Annotated in this window: 21 protein-coding genes and 1 tRNA gene; 18 read left to right on the top strand and 4 right to left on the bottom strand. The window is 32.0% G+C overall.

Features of this window, described 5'->3' with window-relative positions; all coding sequences use genetic code 11:
* The first annotated feature begins 97 nt into the window (after positions 1-97).
* Complete coding sequence (dusB, locus tag AC0L5U_RS13810) at positions 98-1,093, top strand: tRNA dihydrouridine synthase DusB (protein ID WP_473417000.1); 996 nt, start codon at positions 98-100, stop codon at positions 1,091-1,093.
* A 375-nt stretch (positions 1,094-1,468) separates the two neighbouring features.
* Here the strand turns inward: dusB and AC0L5U_RS13805 are convergent, their stop codons facing one another.
* The 4 genes from AC0L5U_RS13805 to rbfA are packed head-to-tail and all read right to left on the bottom strand — an operon-like array spanning position 1,469 to position 4,487.
* Positions 1,469-2,389: an alpha/beta hydrolase gene (locus AC0L5U_RS13805; RefSeq protein WP_473416999.1), complete on the bottom strand. Its 921-nt coding sequence runs from the start codon at positions 2,387-2,389 to the stop codon at positions 1,469-1,471.
* Positions 2,390-2,821 carry a hypothetical protein gene (locus AC0L5U_RS13800; protein WP_473416998.1) on the bottom strand — a complete coding sequence of 144 codons (432 nt, stop codon included), beginning with the start codon at positions 2,819-2,821 and terminating at the stop codon, positions 2,390-2,392. It lies immediately after the preceding gene.
* Positions 2,822-2,876: 55 nt separating this feature from the next.
* The gene (locus tag AC0L5U_RS13795) at positions 2,877-4,082 is read right to left on the bottom strand and encodes an ABC transporter permease (RefSeq protein WP_473416997.1); all 1,206 of its coding nucleotides are present in this window, start codon (positions 4,080-4,082) and stop codon (positions 2,877-2,879) included.
* Positions 4,083-4,487, bottom strand: a complete 405-nt coding sequence (gene rbfA, locus AC0L5U_RS13790; RefSeq protein WP_473416996.1) for a 30S ribosome-binding factor RbfA — start codon at positions 4,485-4,487, stop codon at positions 4,083-4,085.
* Between the two features lie 108 nt (positions 4,488-4,595).
* Here rbfA and mce point away from each other — a divergent pair, with 108 nt between their 5' ends.
* The 17 genes from mce (at position 4,596) to AC0L5U_RS13705 (ending at position 25,842) form a co-directional block, all read left to right on the top strand.
* On the top strand, positions 4,596-5,000 hold the full coding sequence (mce, locus tag AC0L5U_RS13785) for a methylmalonyl-CoA epimerase (protein ID WP_473416995.1): 405 nt from the start codon (positions 4,596-4,598) through the stop codon (positions 4,998-5,000).
* A gap of 50 nt (positions 5,001-5,050) precedes the next feature.
* Positions 5,051-5,124: transfer RNA gene (locus AC0L5U_RS13780), tRNA-Ile, on the top strand.
* A gap of 315 nt (positions 5,125-5,439) precedes the next feature.
* Positions 5,440-6,600 (top strand): mandelate racemase/muconate lactonizing enzyme family protein, encoded by a 1,161-nt coding sequence (locus tag AC0L5U_RS13775; protein WP_473416993.1) that lies wholly within the window; start codon positions 5,440-5,442, stop codon positions 6,598-6,600.
* 9 nt (positions 6,601-6,609) lie between these two features.
* A complete protein-coding gene (locus AC0L5U_RS13770) occupies positions 6,610-8,064 on the top strand; it encodes an NAD-dependent succinate-semialdehyde dehydrogenase (RefSeq protein WP_473416992.1) in 1,455 nt (484 codons plus the stop codon).
* A gap of 33 nt (positions 8,065-8,097) precedes the next feature.
* The gene (locus tag AC0L5U_RS13765; RefSeq protein WP_473416991.1) at positions 8,098-9,096 is read left to right on the top strand and encodes a family 16 glycosylhydrolase; all 999 of its coding nucleotides are present in this window, start codon (positions 8,098-8,100) and stop codon (positions 9,094-9,096) included.
* Between the two features lie 18 nt (positions 9,097-9,114).
* The gene (locus AC0L5U_RS13760; RefSeq protein WP_473416990.1) at positions 9,115-10,128 is read left to right on the top strand and encodes a family 16 glycosylhydrolase; all 1,014 of its coding nucleotides are present in this window, start codon (positions 9,115-9,117) and stop codon (positions 10,126-10,128) included.
* A gap of 53 nt (positions 10,129-10,181) precedes the next feature.
* Positions 10,182-10,538: a hypothetical protein gene (locus tag AC0L5U_RS13755; protein WP_473416989.1), complete on the top strand. Its 357-nt coding sequence runs from the start codon at positions 10,182-10,184 to the stop codon at positions 10,536-10,538.
* Between the two features lie 65 nt (positions 10,539-10,603).
* Entirely contained in the window at positions 10,604-10,840 is a 237-nt protein-coding gene (locus tag AC0L5U_RS13750) for a hypothetical protein (RefSeq protein ID WP_473416988.1), read from the top strand.
* 260 nt (positions 10,841-11,100) lie between these two features.
* Positions 11,101-12,540 (top strand): sulfatase-like hydrolase/transferase, encoded by a 1,440-nt coding sequence (locus tag AC0L5U_RS13745; RefSeq protein ID WP_473416986.1) that lies wholly within the window; start codon positions 11,101-11,103, stop codon positions 12,538-12,540.
* 235 nt (positions 12,541-12,775) lie between these two features.
* The gene (locus AC0L5U_RS13740; RefSeq protein ID WP_473416985.1) at positions 12,776-14,050 is read left to right on the top strand and encodes a ligand-binding sensor domain-containing protein; all 1,275 of its coding nucleotides are present in this window, start codon (positions 12,776-12,778) and stop codon (positions 14,048-14,050) included.
* A gap of 104 nt (positions 14,051-14,154) precedes the next feature.
* Positions 14,155-16,842, top strand: a complete 2,688-nt coding sequence (locus tag AC0L5U_RS13735; RefSeq protein ID WP_473416984.1) for a hybrid sensor histidine kinase/response regulator transcription factor — start codon at positions 14,155-14,157, stop codon at positions 16,840-16,842.
* Positions 16,843-17,175: 333 nt separating this feature from the next.
* Positions 17,176-18,033 carry an AraC family transcriptional regulator gene (locus tag AC0L5U_RS13730; protein WP_473416982.1) on the top strand — a complete coding sequence of 286 codons (858 nt, stop codon included), beginning with the start codon at positions 17,176-17,178 and terminating at the stop codon, positions 18,031-18,033.
* Positions 18,034-18,222: 189 nt separating this feature from the next.
* Complete coding sequence (locus AC0L5U_RS13725; protein WP_473416981.1) at positions 18,223-21,414, top strand: SusC/RagA family TonB-linked outer membrane protein; 3,192 nt, start codon at positions 18,223-18,225, stop codon at positions 21,412-21,414.
* A gap of 36 nt (positions 21,415-21,450) precedes the next feature.
* Positions 21,451-23,211, top strand: a complete 1,761-nt coding sequence (locus tag AC0L5U_RS13720) for a RagB/SusD family nutrient uptake outer membrane protein (protein ID WP_473416980.1) — start codon at positions 21,451-21,453, stop codon at positions 23,209-23,211.
* A gap of 155 nt (positions 23,212-23,366) precedes the next feature.
* Positions 23,367-24,095: an MFS transporter gene (locus AC0L5U_RS13715; protein ID WP_473416979.1), complete on the top strand. Its 729-nt coding sequence runs from the start codon at positions 23,367-23,369 to the stop codon at positions 24,093-24,095.
* 11 nt (positions 24,096-24,106) lie between these two features.
* The gene (locus tag AC0L5U_RS13710; RefSeq protein WP_473416978.1) at positions 24,107-24,685 is read left to right on the top strand and encodes an MFS transporter; all 579 of its coding nucleotides are present in this window, start codon (positions 24,107-24,109) and stop codon (positions 24,683-24,685) included.
* The gene (locus AC0L5U_RS13705; RefSeq protein ID WP_473416977.1) at positions 24,682-25,842 is read left to right on the top strand and encodes a mandelate racemase/muconate lactonizing enzyme family protein; all 1,161 of its coding nucleotides are present in this window, start codon (positions 24,682-24,684) and stop codon (positions 25,840-25,842) included. The genes AC0L5U_RS13710 and AC0L5U_RS13705 overlap by 4 nt, the downstream gene beginning before the upstream one ends.
* Positions 25,843-25,844: the final 2 nt, after the last annotated feature.

Below are 25,844 nucleotides of genomic sequence, written 5' to 3'. Positions count from 1 at the left end.
GTAAAAGTAAAAATTTATATTGAAACGAATAGCATAAAATGGGTATCATAGCGAGTTACAATTATTTGTATCTTTGCGCCCTGAAAAACATACTTTTTTGGTAAAAATAGACAACATAGAACTTCCAGATTTTCCATTGCTTTTAGCGCCTATGGAAGACGTTAGCGACCCGCCATTTAGAGCTTTGTGTAAGGAACAAGGTGCAGATGTTGTATATACTGAGTTTGTATCTAGTGAAGGTTTAATCCGAAACGCTGCAAAAAGCGTCATGAAACTAGATATTTATGAAAAAGAGCGACCTGTAGGCATCCAGATATTTGGTGCAAACCTGGATAGCATGTTGCAAACCATTGATATTGTTGCAGAATCTAAACCAGATATTATAGACATCAATTTTGGATGTCCCGTAAAAAAAGTAGTAAGTAAAGGTGCAGGCGCGGGTATTCTAAAAGATATCTGTTTGATGGAAAAACTAACTGCCGAAATGGTAAAACGCACCAATTTACCCATTACTGTAAAAACCCGTTTAGGTTGGGATCACGATTCCATAAAAATTGTTGAGGTTGCAGAACGTTTGCAAGATGTAGGCTGTAAAGCCATTGCCATTCATGGGCGTACCCGAGCTCAAATGTATAAAGGCGATGCCGATTGGAAACCGATAGCACAAGTAAAAAATAATCCACGCATGCACATTCCTGTATTTGGAAATGGCGATATAACTAGTCCTGAACGCGCCATGGAAATGCGTGACGATTATGGATTGGATGGTGCCATGATTGGTCGTGCAAGCATAGGTAATCCGTGGTTTTTCAAACAAGTAAAACACTTTTTTAATACAGGTAAACATTTAGCACCAATTTCTCTGGAAGAACGTGTAGAGGCTGCTCGCAGACACTTACAAATGTCCATTGATTGGAAGGGCGAAATTTTAGGTGTTTTTGAAACCCGACGCCATTATACCAATTATTTTAAAGGGATTCCTCATTTTAAAGAATACCGTATGAAAATGGTAACTAGCGACCATTCTGAAGATGTTTTTGCAGCTTTTGATGAGGTTTTGGAGAAATTTGCTGGATATCAGTTTACCGAGTAATTTTTTTATTTTGGCAAATGGCAAGCCACCGCGCTATCCGCTATATCTTTCTTGTGCTGAACTTGTTTCAGTATTTCATCAAGTTCTTTCTATTTTTTAAAAGACTAGTTTAATACATATTTATAGTTTAGCACAAAAAAGGATGCCGCTACTATCGCTTTTGCACTTATCCGCATTATTCATTTTAAGCCTAAAAATTCTGGTTTATTTATTTAAGTCATTTCGACACAACAGGAGAAATCTTATACCAGTTGGGAAATCTTATATAAATAATGTGATGTCTCCTGTCGTCGACATGACTTGGAAGTATCAATGTGATGTCAAGAGTAAGTATTGTTTAGTATGGGTAATTTTTACAAACGAGCACTAGCAAAATTATAACGCACCTTTTAAAAGAAACTCTACAACACGATTAAAATAGATATCCCCACCAACTTTCCAAACATTAAGATGATTTGCGTTTTTTACTTCTATAAATTCTTTTTGTTTGCTTGGTATTTTTGCGAAGTTTTGTAATGCATAATTTATACTAATCCTCTTATCTTTATTCCCATGCACTAAAAGAAGAGGTTGATTAATTTTTTCGCAATACTTAATGGGTTTTGCATCTTCTGGGTCAAAATCGGCTATTGCACCAGCTCTATTTACTAAGTAATTGGTTAGAAGCTTTACATTAAAACCAGCATGGTATTCAAAATAATCATTGGTAATTGTTCTAAAATCTGAAAAAGTACTTTCTATAATACCAAATTTTATTCGAGAATCATTTCCCATGGCTTGCAGACCAATAGCACCTCCAAGAGATTGTCCCCAAACACCAATATTTTCATTGATTCCTTTTTGTTTTAACAAAATATCTATTAACGCGGAAACGTCTTTTTTCTCTTTAACACCAAATGTACAATGAGCGCCTTGGCTTTGTCCGTGTGCTCTAGAATCTAGCGAGACGGAATTATAACCTAGTTTTGATAGTTTTCTAGAAAGAGCTATAAAGTGTTCTTTGGTAGACCTAATACCATGTAACAATAGTATAGTTCCTTTTATGCTGTCAGCATTAGAAAAAGTTATGTAAGAAGATAGCTCTGTCCCATCAAACGAATTAAAAATAAGGTATTCTCCTTCCGATGTTTTATTGTTAAAACACACTTTTGCTTCGTAATTATTTTGTTTAATAGCTGATATTAATGGATTTTTAATTTCGGTAATGAATCTTGGTGCATAAAAATGAAGAAAGAGTAGAATTAAGATTGTTAATCCAATTAGGATTTTCTTTATGCGCTTTCGTTTCTTTTTCATTTATTCTGTGCTTTTTAAAGTTAGTTTATTAACTAAATAATAAAATCCAACAGACACTATAAAACACAAAACCCATGCAATTAATTCAGGTTTTAATTCGTAATAATCATTGTGATTCCAATCCTTTAAAAAGAAATAGAATATTGGTGTTGTTAACGTTAATAATAATCCCGTTAAAATTAATTCAAAGTTTACATTTAATTTGATTTTTTTAATTCCATAGACTATTGGGAAATATAAAATTAAACTTAAGATTAAAGTAGCCATATTGTAAAAAAATGCACCATAAATTATGTCCCAAAGACTTGATTCTGATGTAACACTTGGATTATTAATTTCAGTAAATACATATTTAATAAGTAACCAATAGAAAACCAAAAAAGATAAATCTTTTATTAAAATATGTATAGGGAAAAATCTAAAACCTTTCATTTATAAAATAGTTTTCAAATAGATTACAACAAATGCATAGGATTGTCCAAAAAAATTAAAACCCTGTAACTAACTTTTCAGTAACTCGAGTCGCACTTATTTTAGAGGAAACAATACCTAAAACCGAAATGGTTAAAAACACGATGATGAAGTTTTCTAATTTTAAACTTACTGGGTAAGCCAATGACGGCGTAATAGGAACTAAACCGAATGTTTGTTGTACTTGCACGATTACATAACCTAAAAACAAACCAATGGTACAGCCTATTAGCGTGATAGCCGACCCCTGTAAAAAGAAAATTTTTCGCATGTTTTTTACGGATACACCAAGATTAAATAAGGTGTTTAGTGATTGTTTTTTTTCTAAAATCATCATGATAATAGACCCGATAACGTTAAAGATTAATAATGCCGAAACTAATGTAAGCAAAAGGTATATGAGTAGGTTTTCGCTATTGAGCATTTTATAAAGTGCATCGTTGAGTTGTATGCGATTTTTTAGAATAATTTTGTCACCTAAAATATCTTGAATTTTTGATTTTATCACAGTTTCGTCTGTGTTGTTTTTCAGTTTAAATTCTATAGCTGATATTTGATTTGACTTATAATTTAAGAGCCCTTGTGCTAAACTTATGGGAGCATAAACGTAAGTATCGTTAAGTTTTTCGTTAATATCGAAAATACCAACGTTTATAGCGTTTACTGTGTTAAAAGCATTTTTTGTGGAAGTTATTTGTCCTTTTCCAGGTTTTGGCACGTAAATATTTACCGATTTACCATAATCTAAAACACCAAAGGATAAATTTTGGGCTACGCCCCAACCTGATACTATTTGATTGCTTTTTTGGGCTAACCAACTACCTTGGGATATTATAGAATCTACAGTGTTAACTTTATTAAAATTACTATCTACACCTTTAATGCTTGCTAAATAGTTTTTACCATCGGCAAGCACCACAACACGCTCTTCTATAATTTTAGAATAGATCGCAACACCTTCTATGGCGTTGAGTTTTTCTTGTTGATGATGAGTTAAAATAAAGGATTTTCCGATGGTAGTTTCGGCTTTTAAATCAGGATCTACAATACTAGAAAACTGTAATGTAAAATCTTTTAAACCAGCAAAACCCGAGAGTACAATAAATAGGGAAGCTGAGCCTAAAATTACACCAATAAGCGCAATTATAGTAATAAAATTAATAGCATTGTTACTGCTCTTAGAGCGCAGGTAACGTTTGGCTATATATAGAGAAATATCCAATTATGATTTTTTTCTTTTATCTAGTAAATCTGGATTTTCAATAGGGTTTTCTTCACCTTTTAAAGATTTTTCTATGTTGTCGATATACTCTAAAGAATCGTCAACAAAGAATTCTAGATTTGGCATACGGCGTAATTGGTTTTTGGTACGTTGTGCTAATTCGTGACGAATTAGTGGTGTGTTGCTTTTAATACCTTCAATGAGCGCCTTGGCTTTATCGTTAGGAAAAATACTTAAATAGACTTTGGCTACCGATAAATCTACAGTTACCCTAACTTTAGATACTGATATTAGTATACCTCGCATACCACCTTGCGTTGCTGCGTTTTGTAACACATTAACTAAATCACGTTGCAATACCGAACCTATCTTTTTTTGTCTTTGACTTTCCTCTACGTTACTCATTATTAAGTTTTATACAGCAAAAATAACGGATATTTAAAGATTATGTTACTTTTAGGGTGCTATTTTCATATCTTGATAGTGATTTTGGGTTAGATAATAAGATTATAGATGAATAAAATTGAACATATAGGTATTGCCGTAAAAAATTTAAAAGATTCTAATACTTTATTTTCTAAACTTTTTGGCGAACCACACTATAAAATAGAAACCGTAAAAAGTGAGGGTGTTAATACCTCGTTTTTTAAAGTTGGTGATAATAAAATTGAGTTGCTAGAAGCTACTAAAAAAGACAGTCCAATTGCAAAATTTATTGATAAAAAAGGTGAAGGAATTCATCATATTGCTTTTGATGTGGATGATATTAAAGCTGAAATAAAACGTTTAAAGAAAGAAGGTTTTAAGGTTATAAATGAAACACCAAAGAAAGGTGCCGATAATAAGTTGGTAGCGTTTTTGCATCCAAAATCGTCCAATGGTGTTTTAATTGAGTTGTGTCAGGAGATAAAGAAATAAAATTTCTTGCTAACAATTAAAAATAGTAGTAATATTGCACTCCAATTTCGGGTCCTATAACTCAGTTGGTTAGAGTATCTGACTCATAATCAGAAAGTCCATGGTTCGAGCCCATGTGGGACCACTTTTAGAGATTGTAAAGCCTTTGCAGAAATGTGAAGGCTTTTTTGTTTTTACTCATCAGAATTCAAGTTTTACTTATCAGTTTTAAAACATACAATTTATATTTTATTGAATAGGGTAAAATAATGCAAGAACAAGGTAAATTAAATTATTTGCTAAGCGCTATTATTGGCGTTCTTTGATGTTCGAAATGTTTGAGAGTAATAATTGAATAAAGAAATAAAAAAGGTTTAACACAATTGCACCAACATTTCTCAAGACACATAAAGAGTTTTATTATGTATCTTGTATATTCTAACCAATAAAATTACAACAGATGAAAATAAAGTCAATAGAAACGTTTGTTTTAAAAGATAAGTTGTCTCAAAGTTTTTTCTTTTCTCAATGGGAATATTCAGAAAGATGTATTTGCGTTGTAAAAGTAACTGCTGAAGATGGCACACATGGTTGGGGAGAAGGTTATGGTCCTGCTACAGTTTTAGAGGCTGGTATTAAGCTTTTAGAGCCAATTGTTGTTGGAGAAAACCCTCTTGAAAATGAAGTAATTTGGAATAAAATGTACCGTAAAACATTAGATTTTGCTAGAAGAGGTATTTTAATGGCATCGGTAAGTGCAATAGATATTGCAATCTGGGATTTGAAGGGTAAAATTTTAGGATTGCCAGTTTCAACTTTATTAGGTGGTGCTCACAGAAATAAGATAAAACCTTATGCAACCGGTCTGTATTTTACTAGCCATGATAATTTTTCTGAAGGATTTGTAGAAGAGGCTAAACTTTATGTTTCTCAAGGCTTTAAAGCTATGAAGATGAAGGTTGGTTTAGGTATTAAAGAGGACGTAAAAAATGTTAAATTAATTAGAGAAGCAATTGGTCCAGATATTGATTTAATGGTAGATTCTAATCATGCGTATACTTTAAGAGAAGCAGTAGAACTTTCTAGAAAAATCGAAAAGTATGATATTAAATGGTTTGAAGAACCAATATCTCCAGAGTTTTACGGACAGTATAATGAATTAAGACAAAAAACAACAATTCCTATCTCTGGTGGAGAATGTGAATATTTACGTTTTGGATTTCAACAATTAATTCAAAACAAATCTGTGGATATTTTGCAACCAGATATTTGTGCAAGTGGAGGTTTAACTGAAGCAAAACGAATTGGAGCTCTTGCAAGTGCAAATGGAGTGGATTTGATTCCGCATACTTGGGGCACATCAATAGGTATTCACGTAGCGTTACATTTTATATCTAATATAGAATCAATTCCAGGTAGAATGTATCAGCCAGATTTTTTAATTGAATTCGACCAAACTGAAAATGGATTAAGAGAAAAATTGACTTATCCATCTATTAAAATGGTAGACGGTATGTTAGAAGTACCAAATAGACCCGGATTAGGTATAGATGTTGATGAAGATGTATTAAGAAGTTATGCGGTTTCAACACAAGAAATTAATGGAGTATTATTAAAATAAATACAAAAAATGAAAACAGAAAATTTCGGATACAAGAAGTTATATATTGATGGTAAATTAGTTGATGCAGAAAGTGGAGAAAGAGAAGATGTAGTTTGTCCTGCAACAGGGGAAGTTATTGCTCAAATCGCAAAGGCAGGAAAAGCAGATGCTGAAAAAGCTTTGTTATCCTCACAAAAAGGCTTTAAATATTGGAAAAATCTTTCTTTAACAGAAAGAACAAAATGGATGCTTAAGCTAAGAGATGCAATTCTTGAAAAAGAAGATGAGTTAAGAAATGCAATGGTTCATGAAATGGGTAAAACCTATGCAGGATCGCAAGAAGATATTGATAGACTTACGGAAGCTCTTGAGTGGTATCCAAATGCTATGCAAAACTTAAGAGAGGAACAAATTCCAGATTACGAGAATACACATACTCATAAAATGATTTCTCAACCTGCTGGTGTTGCTGTTGCCTATTTAGCATGGAATTTCCCATTATTAAATGTAGGTTATAAAATAGGACCTGCACTAGCTTCTGGGTGCTCATTAATTATAAAGCCATCAACTTTATCACCATTATCAACATATATGGTTGGCGAGATTATGCACAGTATTAATTTCCCAGCTGGTGTTGTAAATATTTTGGCTGGCTCTAGTAGAGATGTTGCTACGCCAATGACAACTAGTAAAATTCCTGCGGTGCTAACTATGATTGGTTCTACACAAACAGGACAAAGAGTTATTGCAGATAGTACAACTTCTATTAAAAAACTAGGAATGGAATTAGGCGGAAATGCACCTTTCATTGTTTTTGAAGATGCTGATTTAGATGTTGCTTTAGATTTAGCAATTGGTTTAAAATTTGGAAATACAGGACAAATCTGTGTTGCAGCAAACAGAATTTTTGTTCACAAGAATATATATGATAAGTTCTTAAAAGATTATGTAAAAAGAGCTTCAGAGCTTAAAGTTGGTTTCGGTACTAAAGAAAATAAAGATGTATTTATGGGACCATTAGCATCTAGAGAAGCAAGAGATAGAATGTTCGAAATTGTTGAAGATGCTGTAAGTAAAGGTGCAAAATTAGAATTTGGAGGTAAAATTCCTGAAGATTTACCAGAAGGTGGAAATTGGATGGAGCCAACCATATTATCTGGAGTTAACCAAGACATGACGGTGTTTAACCAAGAAACATTTGGCCCAGTAGCAGGTATTATGCCTTTTGAAACTGATGATGAAGTTTTAGAATTAGCTAATGATACTGAATTTGGATTAGCTTCTTACATATTCACTAATGACCATAAAAGAATAGCAAGATTTACTGAAGAATTGGAGTTTGGTGAAATTCAAATAAACGGTGTTAAATACGCTATATATTTACCTCACGGAGGATTTAAAAATAGTGGTATTGGTCATGATTGTTCACACTTAGCTTTAGAAGACTATTTGGTTAAAAAACGAGTTTCAACTGCATTATAGTGGGGTTTTAAATAGTCTATAAAAAATAAAATTATGATTGTAAGTAATATTAAATATATTTCTAAACTATTAGTTTTTTGTTTCGCTTTTCTAGGTGTAATTGGATGTTCTAATAGCAATACTCCTGAAGAAGAAATGGAGGAAGAAGAGCCTAAAATTATAGTTCCAAAGCCTGAGGATGGAGCTATAGACCCAAATCTTCCATTGTCAGACCAAGATAATGTTGGTAAGTGGAAGTTGAATGCTGAAATGAGTGATGAGTTTGAATCGGCGACTTTAAACGAATCTAAATGGCTTATTCAAGGTAGAAATGGAGAATATCAATCAAATTTTCGAGGAAGACCACCTTCGCAATTTTCAACAGAAAACGTAAGATTGGAAGATGGAAAACTAAAAATTCAAACTAAATGGGAGCCAAATTATAATTTTTCGCCTAAGACTAATAGTTCTGGAGAGAAGTTTGAAAATATCACAACCGCAGCGATAATTAGTAAAAAGGTATTTAAATACGGTTACATGGAAATTAAGAGTAAAGCTGCAGATGCGCAAATAACCAGTTCGTTTTGGACTACTAATGATAAAAATGTACCATCTAATCAAAGATCAGAACTAGACATGTTTGAAATGTTTGGAGGACATAAAAGTAATGCTTCATGGAGAAAAAGACTAAAGTTCAATATTATTAGTTGGGATCCAAATAACACTTATTATTTACCAGATGGTAAAGGACCAGTACACTCTAGAAACATCCAAATAGAGAATGAAACAGCAAAAGGATTTAATGTTTATGGTTTTGATTGGACCCCCGATTATGTTAAAGTGTATGTGAACGGAAAATTACACCCAGATGGCACAATACTAAAAACAGCCTTAACCCAAAACGGAGCAGATAATGAACGTTGGGTTACAGATGTACCTTATCACATATGGTTTGATTCTGAAACATTCCCTTGGTTGGGTTTGCCTACAGCGGCTGATTTACCAGTGGATTATGAAGTTGAGTATTTAAGAGTTTGGCAAAAAGAAGAGTAATTATCAATAAAAATTAACATGATTAATTCAATTAAAAAACTAATCCTTATTTGTTTTCTTTTAGGAGCAGTAAGTCTACTATATGTAGGTTGTGGCAGTCAATCAGCTACAAAAAATAATGCTAAATCTACCTCTAATGTGTATCCTTTTTCAGATCAAGATAATACTGGGAATTGGGTTTTAAATACTGAAGCAAGTGATGAGTTTGAAGCCTCTACTATAGATGAAGACAGATGGTATATTGTTGGAAAGTTTGAAAATGGAAAACCTGTTTATAAAGACCCAGATTACCCTAACAAACGTGTTTGGAAGGGTAGAGCTCCATCTCAATTCTCGGGTAGAAACTATCGTCTAGAAGATGGTAAATTAATTTTAGAAACACGCTGGGAGCCTGATTTTCCTTTTGCAGATGATAATAAACAAACTTGGGGACCAGATAAAAAAGTAGAAAAATTTCAGAATATCACTACCGCTTGTTTTATAGGTCGTAAAAACTTCAAATACGGCTATATGGAAATAAAAAGTAAAGCAGCTGATGCTGAGATTACTAGCGCGTTTTGGGCAACAGGAAGTCAAACCGAACTCGATATTTTTGAGCAATTTGGAGATCATCGTCAAAAAGGGAAAGAATGGAAAGATCGTGAGCTTTGGTGGTCTATTCACGACTGGAGTAGAGAAGGTAAAGGAAAAACAGTTTTTACAGAGCGTTTAGATTATGGTTTTAGAGTTGCAGACGATTTTCATGTGTATGGTATAGAATGGAATGAAAATGGCTTGAAATTGTATGTTGATGGTAAATATAAAACTGGAGCAACTAGAGAACAAGTTGATGCTTACGCTAAAGAGAGAAACTTACCAAATGGTTGGGTTATGGATGGTCCAATACATATTTGGTTAGATCAAGAAACATTTCCTTGGCATGGTGTTCCTGATAGTTTGGAAGATTTAGAATTGAATAGTCCTGATGGTCAAAAAGAAGATGGTATTGTGGATTTTGAAATTGAATATGTTAGAATTTGGCAAAAAAAATGATATAAAATAACCAACTAAGATTAAATATATATTAACGATTTAAAATTAGAATTATGAAAAAAATCATTTTAGTATTTATAGCTGTGATATCATTTACAGCTACATATGGACAAAGCAAGTGGCATATCAAACAAAATAATTATTATGCTGAACAAGCAGCTATAGAATTCAATTTGAATAGCGAACAAAAGGAAGAAGTAAAAGAAATGAGAATGGAAATGGTAAAGGCTTTTATTGACACTAATTATGAGTTTAAAGAAGAATTTATTACTGATGAGGAAAGGAAAGAAGAGAACCGAATTGCGAGTAGAAAATTTAATAGTTCTTTTTGTAAATTGGTTGGAAAGCCTTACAATCAAGTTGAACCATTTTTTAATCGAATGCGAAAAGAAATCAAGAATTTAAAGTAAGTTTATTGTGACAAATATTTATCTGCGAAAACTATAAATAGAAAATTTTAATTAAAACAAAAACGATGAAAAAAATCATTTTAGTATTAATAGCAATAGTTTCATTTTCTGCTACATATGGTCAATCAAAATGGCATCAAAAACAAAATAATCATTTTGTAGAAGCAGCAGCAAAAGAGTATAATCTGAATGATGAACAAAAAGATAATCTTGCACAAAATAGATTAAGCATGATGAAAACTTTTATGGAATCTAATAAAGAATTTAAAAGTGGAAATATTACTCAAGATGAAAAAAGCTAAAACACGAGAGGCTAGTAAAAAATTCAATACTTATTTCGCTAAATTAGTGGGCAAACCTTTCAAAGAGATTAAACCATTTATGGAAAGAATGAGAGGCGAACTCAAAAATTTAAAGTAATATAAAAAGTTTATTAAAATCCTTATCTGCTTTATCAAGTACTTAGGGTTTTAAATTTATACTGCTTCATATTAACACATTAATCTTAGCTCATGAATTCTTCTTTAAAAAAAATAGTTCTTTACTTTTTTCCATTGCTCTTTTGGGGTGTAATTCAACTAAAAAAAGTAATTCAAAACAAGAAATTTCAACTCCTAAAGTTGTTACTCCAGTAAAGCCAAATATCCTGATGATTTTATGTGATGATTTAGGGTATTCTGATCTTGGTTTCAATGGGTCAAAAGATATACCAACGCCAAATTTAGACGTGCTTGCTAATAATGGTACAATTCTTACCGATGCATACGTAGCGCATCCGTTTTGTGGACCAAGTCGCGCTAGTTTATTGACTGGTAGATATGCTCATACAATAGGAGCACAATTTAATTTACCACCTAATAGTGGTGAAACTATAGGAAAAGGTATTGATGTAAATGAAACTTATATTAGTAAAGTACTGCAAAACGCAGGTTACTTTACTGGAATTGTGGGAAAATGGCACTTGGGCGCAAACCCTCAATATCATCCTAATCAAAGAGGTTTTGATGACTTTTATGGGTTTCTGGGAGGAGGACATAATTACCACCCGGAACAATTTAAGGCAGCGTATAAGAGACAGAAAGAAAGTGGTAGAAAAGTTATTTGGGATTATTTGCACCCTTTAGAACACAACGGAACAGAAGTTGACGAAACAGAATATGTAACTGATGGTTTATCAAGAGAAGCCATACGTTTTATTGGTGAAGCTGCTGAGAAAAAAGACAATCCTTTTTTTCTGTACTTATCTTATAATGCACCTCATACACCTTTAGAAGCAAAAGAGGAAGATTTAAAAATGTTCCAAAATATAAAAGATAAAAAGAGAAGAACTTATGCTGCAATGGTATACGCAGTTGATAGAAATATTAAAAGCATAGTTGATAAATTAAAAGCTACTGGACAATTTGAAAACACATTAATAGTTTTCTTTAGTGATAATGGAGGTAAAACAGTTGCTGGAGCCACTAACTATCCTTTAAAAGAAGGTAAAGGAAGTGCCTATGAAGGGGGTTTTCGAGTACCAATGTTTTTTCACTGGCCTAATGTTGTGCCTAGTGGTAAGAAATACAATTATCCAGTATCTGCTTTAGATTTTTATCCAACATTAGCCAATTTGGCTGGAGCAAATATACCTGCTGAAAAAAAACTTGATGGTAAAGACATTTGGAATAGCTTTTTAGCTGGTAAAAATCCAAGACAAGGCGAGAATATTTATGTGTTACGCCATAGAAATGGATATAGTGATGTAGCCATTAGAAAAGATGATTGGAAGGCATTAAAGGTTTACCAACAAAAATGGAAATTATTTAATATTTCTAATGACATTGAAGAGAATAACGATATAAGTAACCAGAACCCAGAGAAATTAAAAGAATTGGTGTCTGAAGGATCAAAATGGGCAGACACACATATTCAGCCTTTATGGTGGCATGATGTGAAGACTGGAAAAGAATGGAATGCTGATGAAATGCCTAAATTTGATGTAACGTTTCAGGTAAAATAAGATATGATCACATAATATATTCAAAATTTATTTTTTGTGTAATAATACCTTTCAGTAGGCAAAAAATATAGTAGGTTAGTAACTTAGCCCTTCCAAATATAGTTGATATTAGGAAGGGCTATTTATTTTGCCGCTTTTCATTAATATGTTGATTTGCTATAAATTTGACAAAAAACAAAATATGTTGTAATATTATTAAATGTTTAGACTGGCTCATATTATCTTTTTTCTAGTCATGTCATTCAACATGTTAAATGCTGATAATGACAGGTTAAAACCTGCGCTACAACTTTCAGTTCCAGATGGGCTTTCAAGCAATAGTGTTACTTGCTTTTTAGAGGATTCTAGAGGTTACCTTTGGATAGGTACATTTAATGGGTTAAACAAATACGATGGCTATCAAATTAAAGAATATAAGAATACCAGTAACAAAAAAATTCTAACCAGTAATAGAATTAGGTCTTTGTATGAAGATTCAAATGGTATTATTTGGATCGGAACAGATGATGGCTTATCAATTTACAATTACTCAAACGAGCAATTTACCACTATATATTCTAATAAACTTTTAAATAAATTAGATAAGGGCCCTGGTATTTTAAAAATAATTGAAAATGAAGAAAAGTCTAGAATTTACTGTCTTACATGGCAAGAAGGAGTTTTAGTTTTTGATTTGAAAACAAAATTTTTAAAGAAATTAGACACAGCGATATCTTTATTAGATAGAAATATTCAGTTAAATGATATGAGTCTAATTAACGAGGATAATTTGCTAATTGCTTCTTCAAAAGGCCTAATTCATTTAAATTTATTAGAAGAAAAATTCAATTTTATTACAGATGCTGATATTACCGAATGTACTAATATAGAGAAAGTAGACAAAGACCAATTTTTACTCACATTAAAGGCTGGTATTGCTATAATAACAGGTAATTCTTACAATAATTCTTTTCAATATACTAAGGGTTACGTTGGGCTTAAATCTTATCGGTTTTCTTCAGTTGCAATTGATGATTTTGATACGCTTTGGTTAGGCGATTTTGTTAAGGGAGTACTTCAAATAGACAATTTTTATAATTTGATAAATAGTGAACCGTACAAACTTGCTTTTTTCAATTTTGAAAGAGATCAATGTAGAGCGCGGGCTATTATTTCCACTAAAAATAAAGGATGTTGGGTAGGAACTTTTGACAAAGGAGCTTTTAAATTTAACTTAAAAAGTAACCCATTAAATATAAGAGAGCATATTGAAGATGAAAATTTTAATTCTAGTATTTACAGATATAGTAATTTTGTAAAACTAGATGAACAAAATACTTATTTTGTTTCTTTCGCGGGTAGAGTTGATATCATTAATACTAAAACGTTTAAAAGAGAGCATTCAGAAATTGATTTCTCAAGTATATCAGAGAGTGATGTAGTTGATGTATTAGTAGACTCAAAAAAAACACTTGGGCATGGTTCAAAAACGGAAAACTTTTTAGGATTAGTGCGAATAAACAGCAAGTAAATGAAATTAAACATGAGAATATTTCCGCATTAAAAAGTTTCAGGTCTATAACAGAAGACCCTGATGGTAATATCTGGATACAATCTGCCAATGAGCTCTTAAAATTGTCATTCAAAAACCAATATGAACTTACCAGTTGTGAGTTTTTAAATAATAACCCGTTTTTTAGAAAAGACAAGCTTTATTTTATAAAGAAAATATACTTTGACTCTTCTTATGATTATTTATGGATAGGTACCATTCATGATGGATTATTAAGAGTTGATTTACAGGATGATGGAGCACTTAAAAACCTCAAAATTCTTCAATTTAAAAATAATAAAAACAATAACACTTCTCTTTCCAACGATCATGTTACTGCCATTGAGAGAGATAAAAATAATGTGTTATGGGTTGGTACTGATGGAGGAGGAATTTGTAAAGTTTTTGAAAAAAATAATACCGTCCAATTTAAGTCATTTACAGTAGAACAAGGGCTATCAAACAATAGTGTTCAAGGTGTTTTAATAGATGATACTATTTTATGGGTCACCACTAATTATGGTCTTAATAAGTTTGATACCAGTTCATTAGATATCAACAAGTTTTATAAAGAAGATGGTTTGCCTTTTGATGAATTTAGAGAGATTAATATGTTACTAAATGGCAATACGCTTTTATTTGCTGGAGATAAAGGTTGCTTTTTTCTTAATAAGAAAGAACTTTTGTTTGAAAAGCCAATGCCACAACTAGCTTTTGATAATTTAAAGGTTTTAAACAAATATCTCTCTCCAGGCGATACTTTAAATCACAGAATTTTACTAGATAAAAACCTAAATGAGATAGAAGAATTAAAATTGAGATATTATGAAAACGTATTTTCAATAGATATTACTTCTTTGCATTTTTCCAATCCGCAAAAATATGATATCAAATATCAATTACTCCCAGATAACGAAGAGTGGATAACAGTTGTGAGTAACGAAAAAACAATTAATTACAGCGGTTTACAACCAGGCAAATATGTTTTAAGGGCAACAGCGTCAAATTCATTAAATGAATGGACAGAAATTCGAGAACTTAACATTACTATTCGCCCACCTTGGTGGAATACAATTTTAGTTTGGGTAATCTATGTTTGTCTTATTATTTTGTTTGTTTATGGCATTATTAAATACAGGTTACAATTTTTAAGGCTAAATCATGATTTGGAGATAGAACAACTTGAAAAAGATAAAGCAAAAGAAATTAGTGATGCAAAACTTAGATATTTTTCAAGTATATCCCATGAAATTAAAACACCAATAGCTTTAATTTCTGGTCCAGTATCGTTATTGTCTGAAAAATTCAGCAATCAAAAAGAGGTTTCAAGTAGTTTGCAATTAGTAAAAAGACAAACTAAAAAAATTATTCAGCTTATAAACCAAGTTAATGACTTTCAGAAATCTGAAGCGAATGCTTTAAAATTAAATAAATCACATTTTTATTTTGATGACTTTATAAAAGAAATCGCTAAAGATTATCAGTTTATGGCACTAGAACATCATAAACACCTTAAAATATCTGGGAATGAAAGGCTCTATGTATTTGCAGATAAAGATAAACTAGAAAAAATAATTAATAATCCACTCACAAATGCATTTAAGTTTACCGAAAAAGAAGATAGCGTAGTTATAGACTATAAGAGTGATCATAATTATTTAATAGTTACTATTGAAGATACAGGTAAAGGCGTTGCGGAAGAAGATTTGCCGCATATTTTTGAACGCTTTTATCAATCTGAGAACAGTCCGAATGTAGGTGGTTCAGGTATTGGATTGGCTTTTTCAAAAAGGCTTGTAGAAATGCATTATGGAAGCATTAAAGCGAAAAGTGAATTAGGAAAAGGTACAACCATTGAAATAAGGTTGCCGATTATTCAATCGATAACCCATAATTCTGCTTTTGAAGCAAAAGTTTTAGTATTAGAAGAGCAGGAAAGTAATATACAAGTTGGCAATCAAGATTATCAAACACAAAATTTAATAGTAAATAAAGAGTTTTTAGGGTCTCATATTTATTTAGCTGAAGATAATGATGATATGAGAAAATTTATTGCAACTACATTATCTCCTTATTTTAAAGTGTCAACATTTTCTAATGGAAAAGAATGTATTGCTGCAATTGAAAATGAATGGCCAGATTTAGTGATAAGTGATGTACTAATGCCTGAATTAAATGGATTTGAATTGTCTAGATATTTAAAGTCAGATATAAAGACAAGCCATATTCCTATAATTCTATTAACTGCATGTTCAGATTTAGATGAAAAATTAAAAGGGCTCTTGAGTGGAGCCGATAGTTACATTACCAAACCTTTTGAGATAAAATACGTCATTTCTAAAATTGAATCCATACTTCAAAACAGAAAACAACTTCGCGAACGCTTTGAAATTAATTTACCGTTTTCTTACAAAAACGATGACGGATTTAATAACGATAAAACGTTTTTAAACAAACTTTATGAGCTTATGGATGAAAATCTGGATAATATAAATGTGGACATAAACAGTTTTGCAAAACAGCTTTTTTTAAGTAGAACTCATTTTTATCAAAAAGTTAAAACCCTTTCAGGGAAAACACCTTATAATTTATTAAAGTCTTATAGAATTAAAAGAGCTTCAATAATGTTAGTACAAAAAGAAATGACTGTAAACGAAGCTTTCCTAAATACTGGTTTTAAAAGTAGGACTCATTTTAACAAAGCTTTTAAGTCAGAATTCAAGATGTCTCCATCTGAGTATATTTCAAATGAATCAAAAAAGAGTAATTAGTAAATATACTTTTTTACCTTATTTGTAGAATAAACCATGATTTATTTAAATAATTGCCTGATTTTACCCTAAATTACATCTTTAAATTTAGAGTAACATACTGTTTTTAAAGGTTTTTATTTCTATGATTTCTAATATTGTAGTTACTTAATCTATTTTAACCCTAAAAAAATAAAATTTAAAATGCTTATTATCAGAGTTTTAATTATTGCCGAACTAGTGGAGAAGGTTTTTGTACTCAAGGAGAAGGGTTAAATTTAGATATTTAGGTAATTTTGGTTTATAGTTAATTGTAAATTTAACTTCAAAAGCTATAATCAATACATTTATGTTATGAAATTAGTTCTTAAAAATACCAACAGTTTTTCAAATACAAAGTTAAATATCTATACAAAAGAGGTGCCTTGTCTTGACACATCATGGCATTACCACCCAGAATTTGAACTATTATATATTTCTAAAAGCAACGGCATTCGTTTTGTAGGCGATAGTGTAGCACATTTTGAACAAGGAGATTTAGTATTGGTAGGAGCAAATCTGCCCCATCTATGGAGAAATGATGTTTCTTATTATACAAATGATAATGAGAAAATTGTAAAGACAGTAGTTGTTAAATTTTTGAAAAACTTTTTGGGAGACAATACATTTGATACGCCTGATTTTATAGAAATAAACAAGATGCTATCAGATTCTAAATATGGCATAAGTTTTAGTAAAAAGGTCTCGAAAGCTTTGCATAATGATTTTATGAACATTGTAAAACTTAATAGAACGGAACAACATATAAAGTTACTTGAGTTACTCCATAAATTATCTTTAGCTAATGAAAAGCAGTTGCTGTCATCTTCAGATATGAGGCAATACACTCCTAAAGGAGCTAATAGGATAGATAAGGTATTAAGATTTATTTCAGATAGCTATTCTAAACAAATAACCTTAGAAGATGTTTCGGAAATAGCATGTATGACTCCAAACTCTTTTTGCCGTTTCTTCAAGAAAAAAACGAATAAATCATTTACTGGTTTTTTGAACGAAGTTAGAATTAGAAATGCTTCTAGGTTATTAATTCAAGAAACTTTACCTGTTAACGATGTATGCTTTTTAGTTGGTTATAATTCGATAACAAACTTCAATAAACAATTTAAAAGGATTATGGGTAACACTCCTAAACAGTATAGAGAAGCTGTTTAAATGTTACTTATTTATGAATAAATGATGCCTTAAATTGGTAAAATAGTATTATGATAAGGTAATTTTTGCCATATTCTCATATAGTTTATACTCTTTCTTTGTCACAGAATATAAGTTGGTGGTTTTCATTCTCAAGAGAACTAATGCCAAATTTGTAGGTAACTAAATTTTAATAAACTAAACTATTTTATGAAAAAAGTCAAACTAACTTTAGCGGTTTTTTCTATTGTTTTAAGTGGTTTTTATGGTTATTCCATAAATTCATTTTCACTCAATGAAGAACTGAACTTAAGCTTAAATGAAAAAAAATCTGACGTTACAATCCAGAGTACAGAAATTTCTGGAACAGTATCAGATGCTGATGGACCACTTCCAGGTGTAAATATCTTGGTTAAAGGCACATCAAAAGGAACACAAACTGATTTTGATGGTAATTATTTAATTTCAGTAGAAAGTAATGCTGTATTGGTATTCTCCTATATTGGTTACAAAACTCAAGAGGTTTCCATTGGAAGTAATACTAGTATTAATGTTACTTTAGAACCAGACTTTGTTGGTTTAGATGAAGTTGTAGTTGTTGGTTATACAACTAGAAAAAGAGGAGATATTACAGGGTCTGTAAGTACTGTAAGTTCTGAAGAAGTTCAAAATACTGCCAATAGAGATGTTGCTAAATCTTTATCTGGAAAAGTATCAGGTTTAATTGTTGCAGATAGAGGTGGATATCCTGGTTCAACGGATTCAGATGATATTACACTTTTAATACGAGGTGTATCCACACTAGGTAATAATGCGCCTTTAATATTAATTGATGGTATTCCTTCAGGTTCTTTTCAACAATTAGCTCCTCAAGATATTGAGTCTTTGTCTGTTTTAAAAGATGGTGCTGCAGCCATTTATGGAACTAGAGCTGCAAATGGTGTTATTTTAATTACTACTAAAAGAGGTAAGTCTGGAAAGCCAAAATTTAATTTTTCATCACAATATTCAATTTCTCAATTTTCTACGTTTCCAACTCAAATGTCATCAGAGCAGTATGCCATATATGAGAACGAAATAGCAGAAAGAAATGGATTGGCATTGCCTTTTTCTGAATCTGATATTCAAACTTTCGCTAATGGTAGTGATCCAATAAATTTCCCTAATACAGATTGGGCAGATTTAACATTTGCTAGTTCTTCACCAGAAACAAGAAACTCATTATCTATATCAGGAGGTAGTGAGAATGTGAGTTATTTTGTAAGTGGAGATGCACTTAATCAACAAGGTATTTATAGGTCTGGTGATTTAAAATTTAAGCAATATCAATTACGTTCTAATATAGATATTAAATTGTTTGAAGGTTTTAAATTGGGGGTTGACTTAACTGGTAGAATAGGAGAGACTAATGAGCCAGGGGTTAATAGATCAAACATATATAAACACATATATACAAATTTGCCTACACAGGTTGGGTTATATCCTAATGGATTACCTGGTTTTGGTGGTGAGAACGGACAAAATCCATACATAATGGCAAGTAATGCTTCTGGGTTTGTTAACAGAAAAACTCATAACTATAGAGCAAGAATTTCTTATGATTATAAATTGGATCAATTTGTTGAAGGTTTAAATATAAGAGGTTTTGCAGGTCTTGGGCAAGTTAGTTTTGAAAACAGATCTTGGGACAAACCTTGGACATACTATCAATTAGTTAATGGAGAATATGTAGCATCTCAAGGATTCCAAGTTAGTCCAGCTAGAGTTTTAGAAGACACTTTTAATAAAAGTAATTCTACAATATTAAATACAACAATTCACTATTCTAAAACTTTAGGCGAAGATCATAACATAAGTACTTTTGTAGGTTATGAGCATTCAACTACTAAAAACCGTTCGTTTTTTGCTCAAAGAACAGGTTTTAATTTAGAATCAATTACAGAATTAGATCTTGGAGCTGGAGATAATCAAACAAATGGAGGTACTTCACAGGACTTTGGGTTTGTAAGTTATTTTGGGTCTTTATCATATGATTATCAGAAAAAATATTTTATTGATTTAACTGTACGTCGTGATGGTTCTAGTAGGTTTGCTCCAGGTAATAAATTTGGTACATTTCCTGGTGTAGCAGTATCTTGGGCAATAGATAAAGAGTCATTTATGGACAATGTTGATTGGATTAATGCTCTAAAAATAAGATCATCGTTCTCAAGAATGGGTAATGATAGAATACAACAATTTCAATACTTAAATAGTTACGCTCTTGGTTATCCAACAAATGCACAAGGTAATGGTTGGTATCAACCTAATGGTTATGTATTTGGTACTCCAGGTGTAGCTCTAGGTGGCTTTGGTAGATCTGTAGTTCCAAACGAAGCGGTTACATGGGAAACTGCAGATATGATGAATGTTGGATTAAACTTTTCATTATTTGATAGTAGACTTTCGGGAGATTTTAATTATTTCTTCCAAAAACGAACTGATATATTAGTTGGAAGTAGTGGTGTTCCTGATATTTCTGGATTAACAGGAAGTGCTTTACCTGATGAAAACATTGGTGAGGTGGATAACTTTGGTTGGGAATTTGAATTAGGTTGGAGAGATAAAGTAGGTAATGTAGATTATAATCTTGGTTTTAACTTCACAAATGCTCAAAATGAAGTGGTTACTCTAGGAGAATCTGAAAACGTACCAGAATGGAGAAAAAGAGAAGGTCGTTCTGTAAATTCTTATATAGTTTTCCCTACTGCTGGTATTTTTAGAGATCAAGCACAAGTAGACGCCACAACAGTTAAAAAAGATGGTACCGTAGAAGGGGAGCCTATTTATTTAGATACTAATGGAGATGGTTCCATAAGTGCTGATGATAGAATAAGAGCAAATACTTCAGCAATTCCTGAAATACAATATGGTATTTATGGAGGAATGAATTATAATAACTGGAATTTTAACTTTCTTTTCCAAGGTCAGGCACAAGCAGATGTTTTAGTGTTCTTTGACCAAGCAGGAGCTAAACCAGATTTTGTTTTTAATGATAGATGGACACCTAATAACCGTAATGCATCATACCCACGAGCATTTGCTCAAGGAGATACTTATAGTGGAGTGCAAAACGAAGCTGGAGGTGGTGCTGTAAATAGTGGTTTTGAAGGTGCTGATTTATATTTAAAGGACGCTTCTTTTTTAAGACTAAAAGAGATAGAAATAGGATATACACTTACAAAAGACGTTACAAAATTTGCTGATATTAAAATATCATTAAGAGGTTTTAACGTCCTTACAATGTTCTCAGATATTTATGACTTAGGTCTAGATCCAGAAGCAACAGGTTACAATAACTTTAGAAATAGTACATATCCATCACTTAAGAGTTATACTCTAGGGTTAAACGTTAATTTCTAATTTGCTATGATGAATTATAATTTAAAAAGAATAAAAATGAAAAATATAAAGATATCATCAATTATTTGTCTTGTTACTTTTCTTGCAGTTTTTAGCTGTGAGGATGTAATAGATGTAGAGCCTCAAGATAGAGTTACAGAAGTAGCTGTTTATGGCGATATTGATCAGGTAGAAGCATTAGTTTATCCAATGTACAATAGTACAGAAGGTTGGGCTATAAGAAGAAATACTTTTTGGGGGCATAGAATTAATCTTGAAGGAGCATCTTTTGAAGCTAAATTTAATTTTAGAGATTTGAATAATGTATTTCAATTAAGAGCTGGTGGTTGGTCTAAGTCTAATGTAGGATTATCATTTGCTGCAAAATGGCAAAACTATTGGTCTTATGTACAATCAACCAATGAGTTTTTGAGTAAGATAGATGCTAGTGCTGCTATGTCTCAAGACCCAGACAGAGCTGAAGTTTTAAAAGCCGAAGTACGTTTTTTAAGAGCTAATCTCTATACTAAGCTAATTAAATATTTTGGTGGTGTACCAATTATAACTGAGCCTGCAAAAATTACAGATAATTTTGAATATTCTAGAGATAGTTATGAAGACTGTGTTAAATTTATTGTAGAAGAGCTAGACGCAGCAGCAGCGGTATTACCCACAACACGACCTGCCGCAGAGTTTGGTAGAGCAACAAAAACAGCAGCATTGGCAGTAAAATCTCGTACGCTACTGTATGCTGCTAGTGATTTACATGACCCTAACCTTTTACCTCAATCAACTAATTCAGAGCTTTATGCTTATCCTGTAGCAAGTAAATGGGCAGATGCAGAAAATGCTGCAAAAGCAGTAATTGACATTGTAGGAGAAGATGCTTTAATTCAAGTAGCAGATGCTAGCGAATATCAATCACTTTTCTTATCGCCTAATGATAATATTATTTTTGCAAGGCCTTATGCAGCTGGTTTTTATGAAGTTGGTACAGGTGGGTTTGCAGCTGCAAATTCATTACCAGATCAAGCACAATCTCCTAGTGGTTACGGTGGTTGGGCGTTGTGTTCTCCAACACTTAATTTTACTCTAGAGTTTAATTTTAATGATGGAACAACTACTGGGGGTGTTACACCTGCTAGTCCAAATGATAACAGAGAAATGAGATATTATGCAAATCTTAATTTTCAAGGCGCTAATTTTAGAGGGCGACCAGTAGATTATTCATTATCTGATACTTTGCCAGGTCAAACTACTCCTGCTTTTCCTCATGGATTAGATTCTCCACAAGGATTAGGAAACGTTTTACACTCTTCTAAAACAGGTTATAATATTAGAAAATTTCAAGATGAATCTTTAGATGCCACTAACGGTATTTCAGCTAATCGTCCATATATATTATATAGAGTAGCTGAAATTTATTTGAATTATGCTGAAGCTTTAGCTGAGCAGGATAAAGATGGTCTAGCTAGAACTTATTTGAATAAAGTATCGTCTAGAGGTTTACAGCCAGACATTACAGTTGGAGGAGATGCTCTTAAAGAAGCTATAAGAAGAGAAAGACGTGTTGAACTTTGTTTTGAAGGACATAATTTCTTTGATGAGAGACGTTGGTTAAATGAAGACCACTTAGGGTTCGATATTAAAGGACTAAAATGGAAGACAGATACAAGTGGAGATTTATCTTTTGAAGAGTATTCTCTTTTTGAAGATCCTAGTCAAGGGAGAATATGGTTTGATAGAATGTACTATTTGCCAATACCAGAAGGAGATTCAGAAATTGTACCTACTTTACTTCAAAATGATGGGTATTAATAAAATTGTGATTGAAGTAATTAGCTTTCACATTTATGTTTAGTGTTTAGTTTTAAAATACCGAGGACAAATTCCTCGGTATTTTTTCTTGTATAAGTTTATTTAAAATTATTTAAATTATAGAGTTTCATATTTTTTAGAAAATAATAATCGTGATGAATAAAACAAAGATTACAAAAAAACGCTATAATATTTTAGCTTTAATTTTTGGAACAGTAGTAATTAACTACTTAGACAGGACGAATATATCCGTAGCTGCATCTGCAATAAGTGAATCATTAGATTTGACGACCGTTCAAATGGGGTCTATTTTTTCGATATTTGGTATAGCTTATGCTGCTTTACAAATTCCAGGAGGAATTATTGTAGATAAAGTAAGATTACGATTTTTGTATGCTTTAATGCTCTTCTTATGGTCAGTAGCAACACTTTTTCAAGGTTTTGTAAACTCATTTAAACTTTTATTAGGCCTAAGAGCTAGTATTGGTGTTTTTGAGGCACCATCTTATCCTGCCAATAATGCCATAGTTACAAAATGGTTTCCTGAAACAGAGCGAGCTTCGGCAATAGCTATTTATACTTCGGGTCAATTTATTGGGCTAGCGTTTTTGTTTCCGGTTTTAACTCTAATTCAAGATAAAGTAGGCTGGAGAGGTTTACTAATTATTTCAGGTGTAATTGGAATTGTGTGGGCTGTAGTTTGGTATGCATTTTATAGAGATCCAGACCAGCACAAAACAGTAAGCGAAGCAGAGTTAAAACTAATAAAAGATGGAGGAGGTTTTTCAAAAAAAGCAAAGACTGATTCTGAAAAAAAGAGCCATTTAATTGGAATGATTTTTTTGAAGCTTTTAAACATAGAAAACTTTGGGGTATTTATCTAGGTCAATTTTGTATGGGATCTATGTCAATCTTCTTTTTAACATGGTTTCCAACCTATTTAGTTGAATATAGAGGTCTAGACTTTATTAAATCAGGATTTTTGGCGTCTATACCTTTTTTAGCAGCATTTTGTGGTGTTTTATTAGCTGGTTTCTCTTCTGATTATTTAGTCAAAAAAGGTAAAACTCCTGAGTTTGCAAGAAAAGCACCAGTTTTAATTGGCTTGTCTTTATCAACTTTAATTATAGGTGCAAATTTTACTGATAGCACGTTTTTAATCATTTTATTTTTAACCATAGCTTTCTTTGGAAACGGACTTGCATCTATTACTTGGGTATTTGTATCTTTAATAGCTCCTAAACGTATTATAGGTCTTGTTGGAGGTGTTTTCAATTTAATTGGTGGGCTGTCAGCAGTTATTGTACCATTTGTAATTGGTGTACTTGTACAAGATGGAGATTTTAGTCCTGCATTATTTTTTATTGGTGCACTTACAGTTATAGGTTTTCTTTCATTTTTATTAGTAGTGGGGAAAGTAAAACGAATAGAATTGAAAGATGATGTAGATGAAATTGAAGATATAGGATTATGAAAATAACAGATGTAAAAGTATTTCCAGTAAATATTGCTGGCAGAAGTCAATTAAATATTAAGGTTGAAACAGATGCCGGAATTTACGGTTGGGGTGCTTCTGGAATAACCGGAAGAGAGTTTGCTGTTATTGGAGCAATTAGCCATTATAAGCCTTTGATAGTAGGTAGAAACCCTATGCAAATCGGAGCCATTTGGCAAGATTTATATAGAGGACAATATTTTGAAGGTGGACGTGTGCTTACAGCTGCTATTTCAGCAATTGATATAGCACTTCACGATTTGAAAGGTAAAGCTTTAGGTGTTCCTGTTTATGAACTTTTAGGAGGAAAGCAACGTGATTATGTGGAGTGTTTTGCGTCATTACGATTTAGTAGCAAAGAAGAATTAATAGAAAGAGCCAAAGTACTTATTAAAGAAGGTTGGCGGATGCTACGTTTAGCACCAGCAGAATATGAAGAAGGAAAGTATGCTTCAGAATTTGAACCCAGAGATTCTATTGCCATAATAGCAGATTGGGTTTCAGCATTACGAAAAGAAGTTGGAACTAAAGTAACTATTGGAATAGATTATCATCATAGATTATCTGTACCAGAAACTGTGTCTTTTATCCAACGTATGCCAACTGGAACACTCGATTTTATTGAAGAACCTATAAGAGACGAATCTCCAGAGGTATATCAAGAATTAAGAAAAATGGTAGATGTGCCTTTTGCTATTGGCGAGGAATTTGCTAGTAAATGGCAATTTATGCCTTACATAGAAAAGAATATCACACAATTTGCAAGAGTAGATGTTTGTAATGTTGGAGGTATTACCGAATCTATGAAAGTTGCTAGTATGGCAGAAGCACATTATATAGATTTACTTCCGCATAACCCAATTGGGCCAATTTGTACAGCAGCAACAATTCATTTAGCTGCTGCTTGTCCTAACTTTACTTGGTTAGAAGAAATGAATACTCCAGTTGAAAATCCAGGATTAGATGATATTAATTATTATCCAGTTCAACCAAAATTAGAAGGCAATCGCTATAAAGTTTCAGATGCTCCAGGTTTGGGTATCGAGTTTAATGAAGATTTAGCTTTAAAAGAAGGTTTTAATCCTGTTGAAACACCTCGTTTAAAAAGAAAAGATGGGTCTTTTACAAACTGGTAAAA

The sequence above is a fragment of the Jejuia sp. G7-7 genome, from assembly GCF_055808955.1.
Note: the sequence above shows the minus strand (reverse complement) of the source record. Positions and strands in the feature narration are given on the sequence as shown.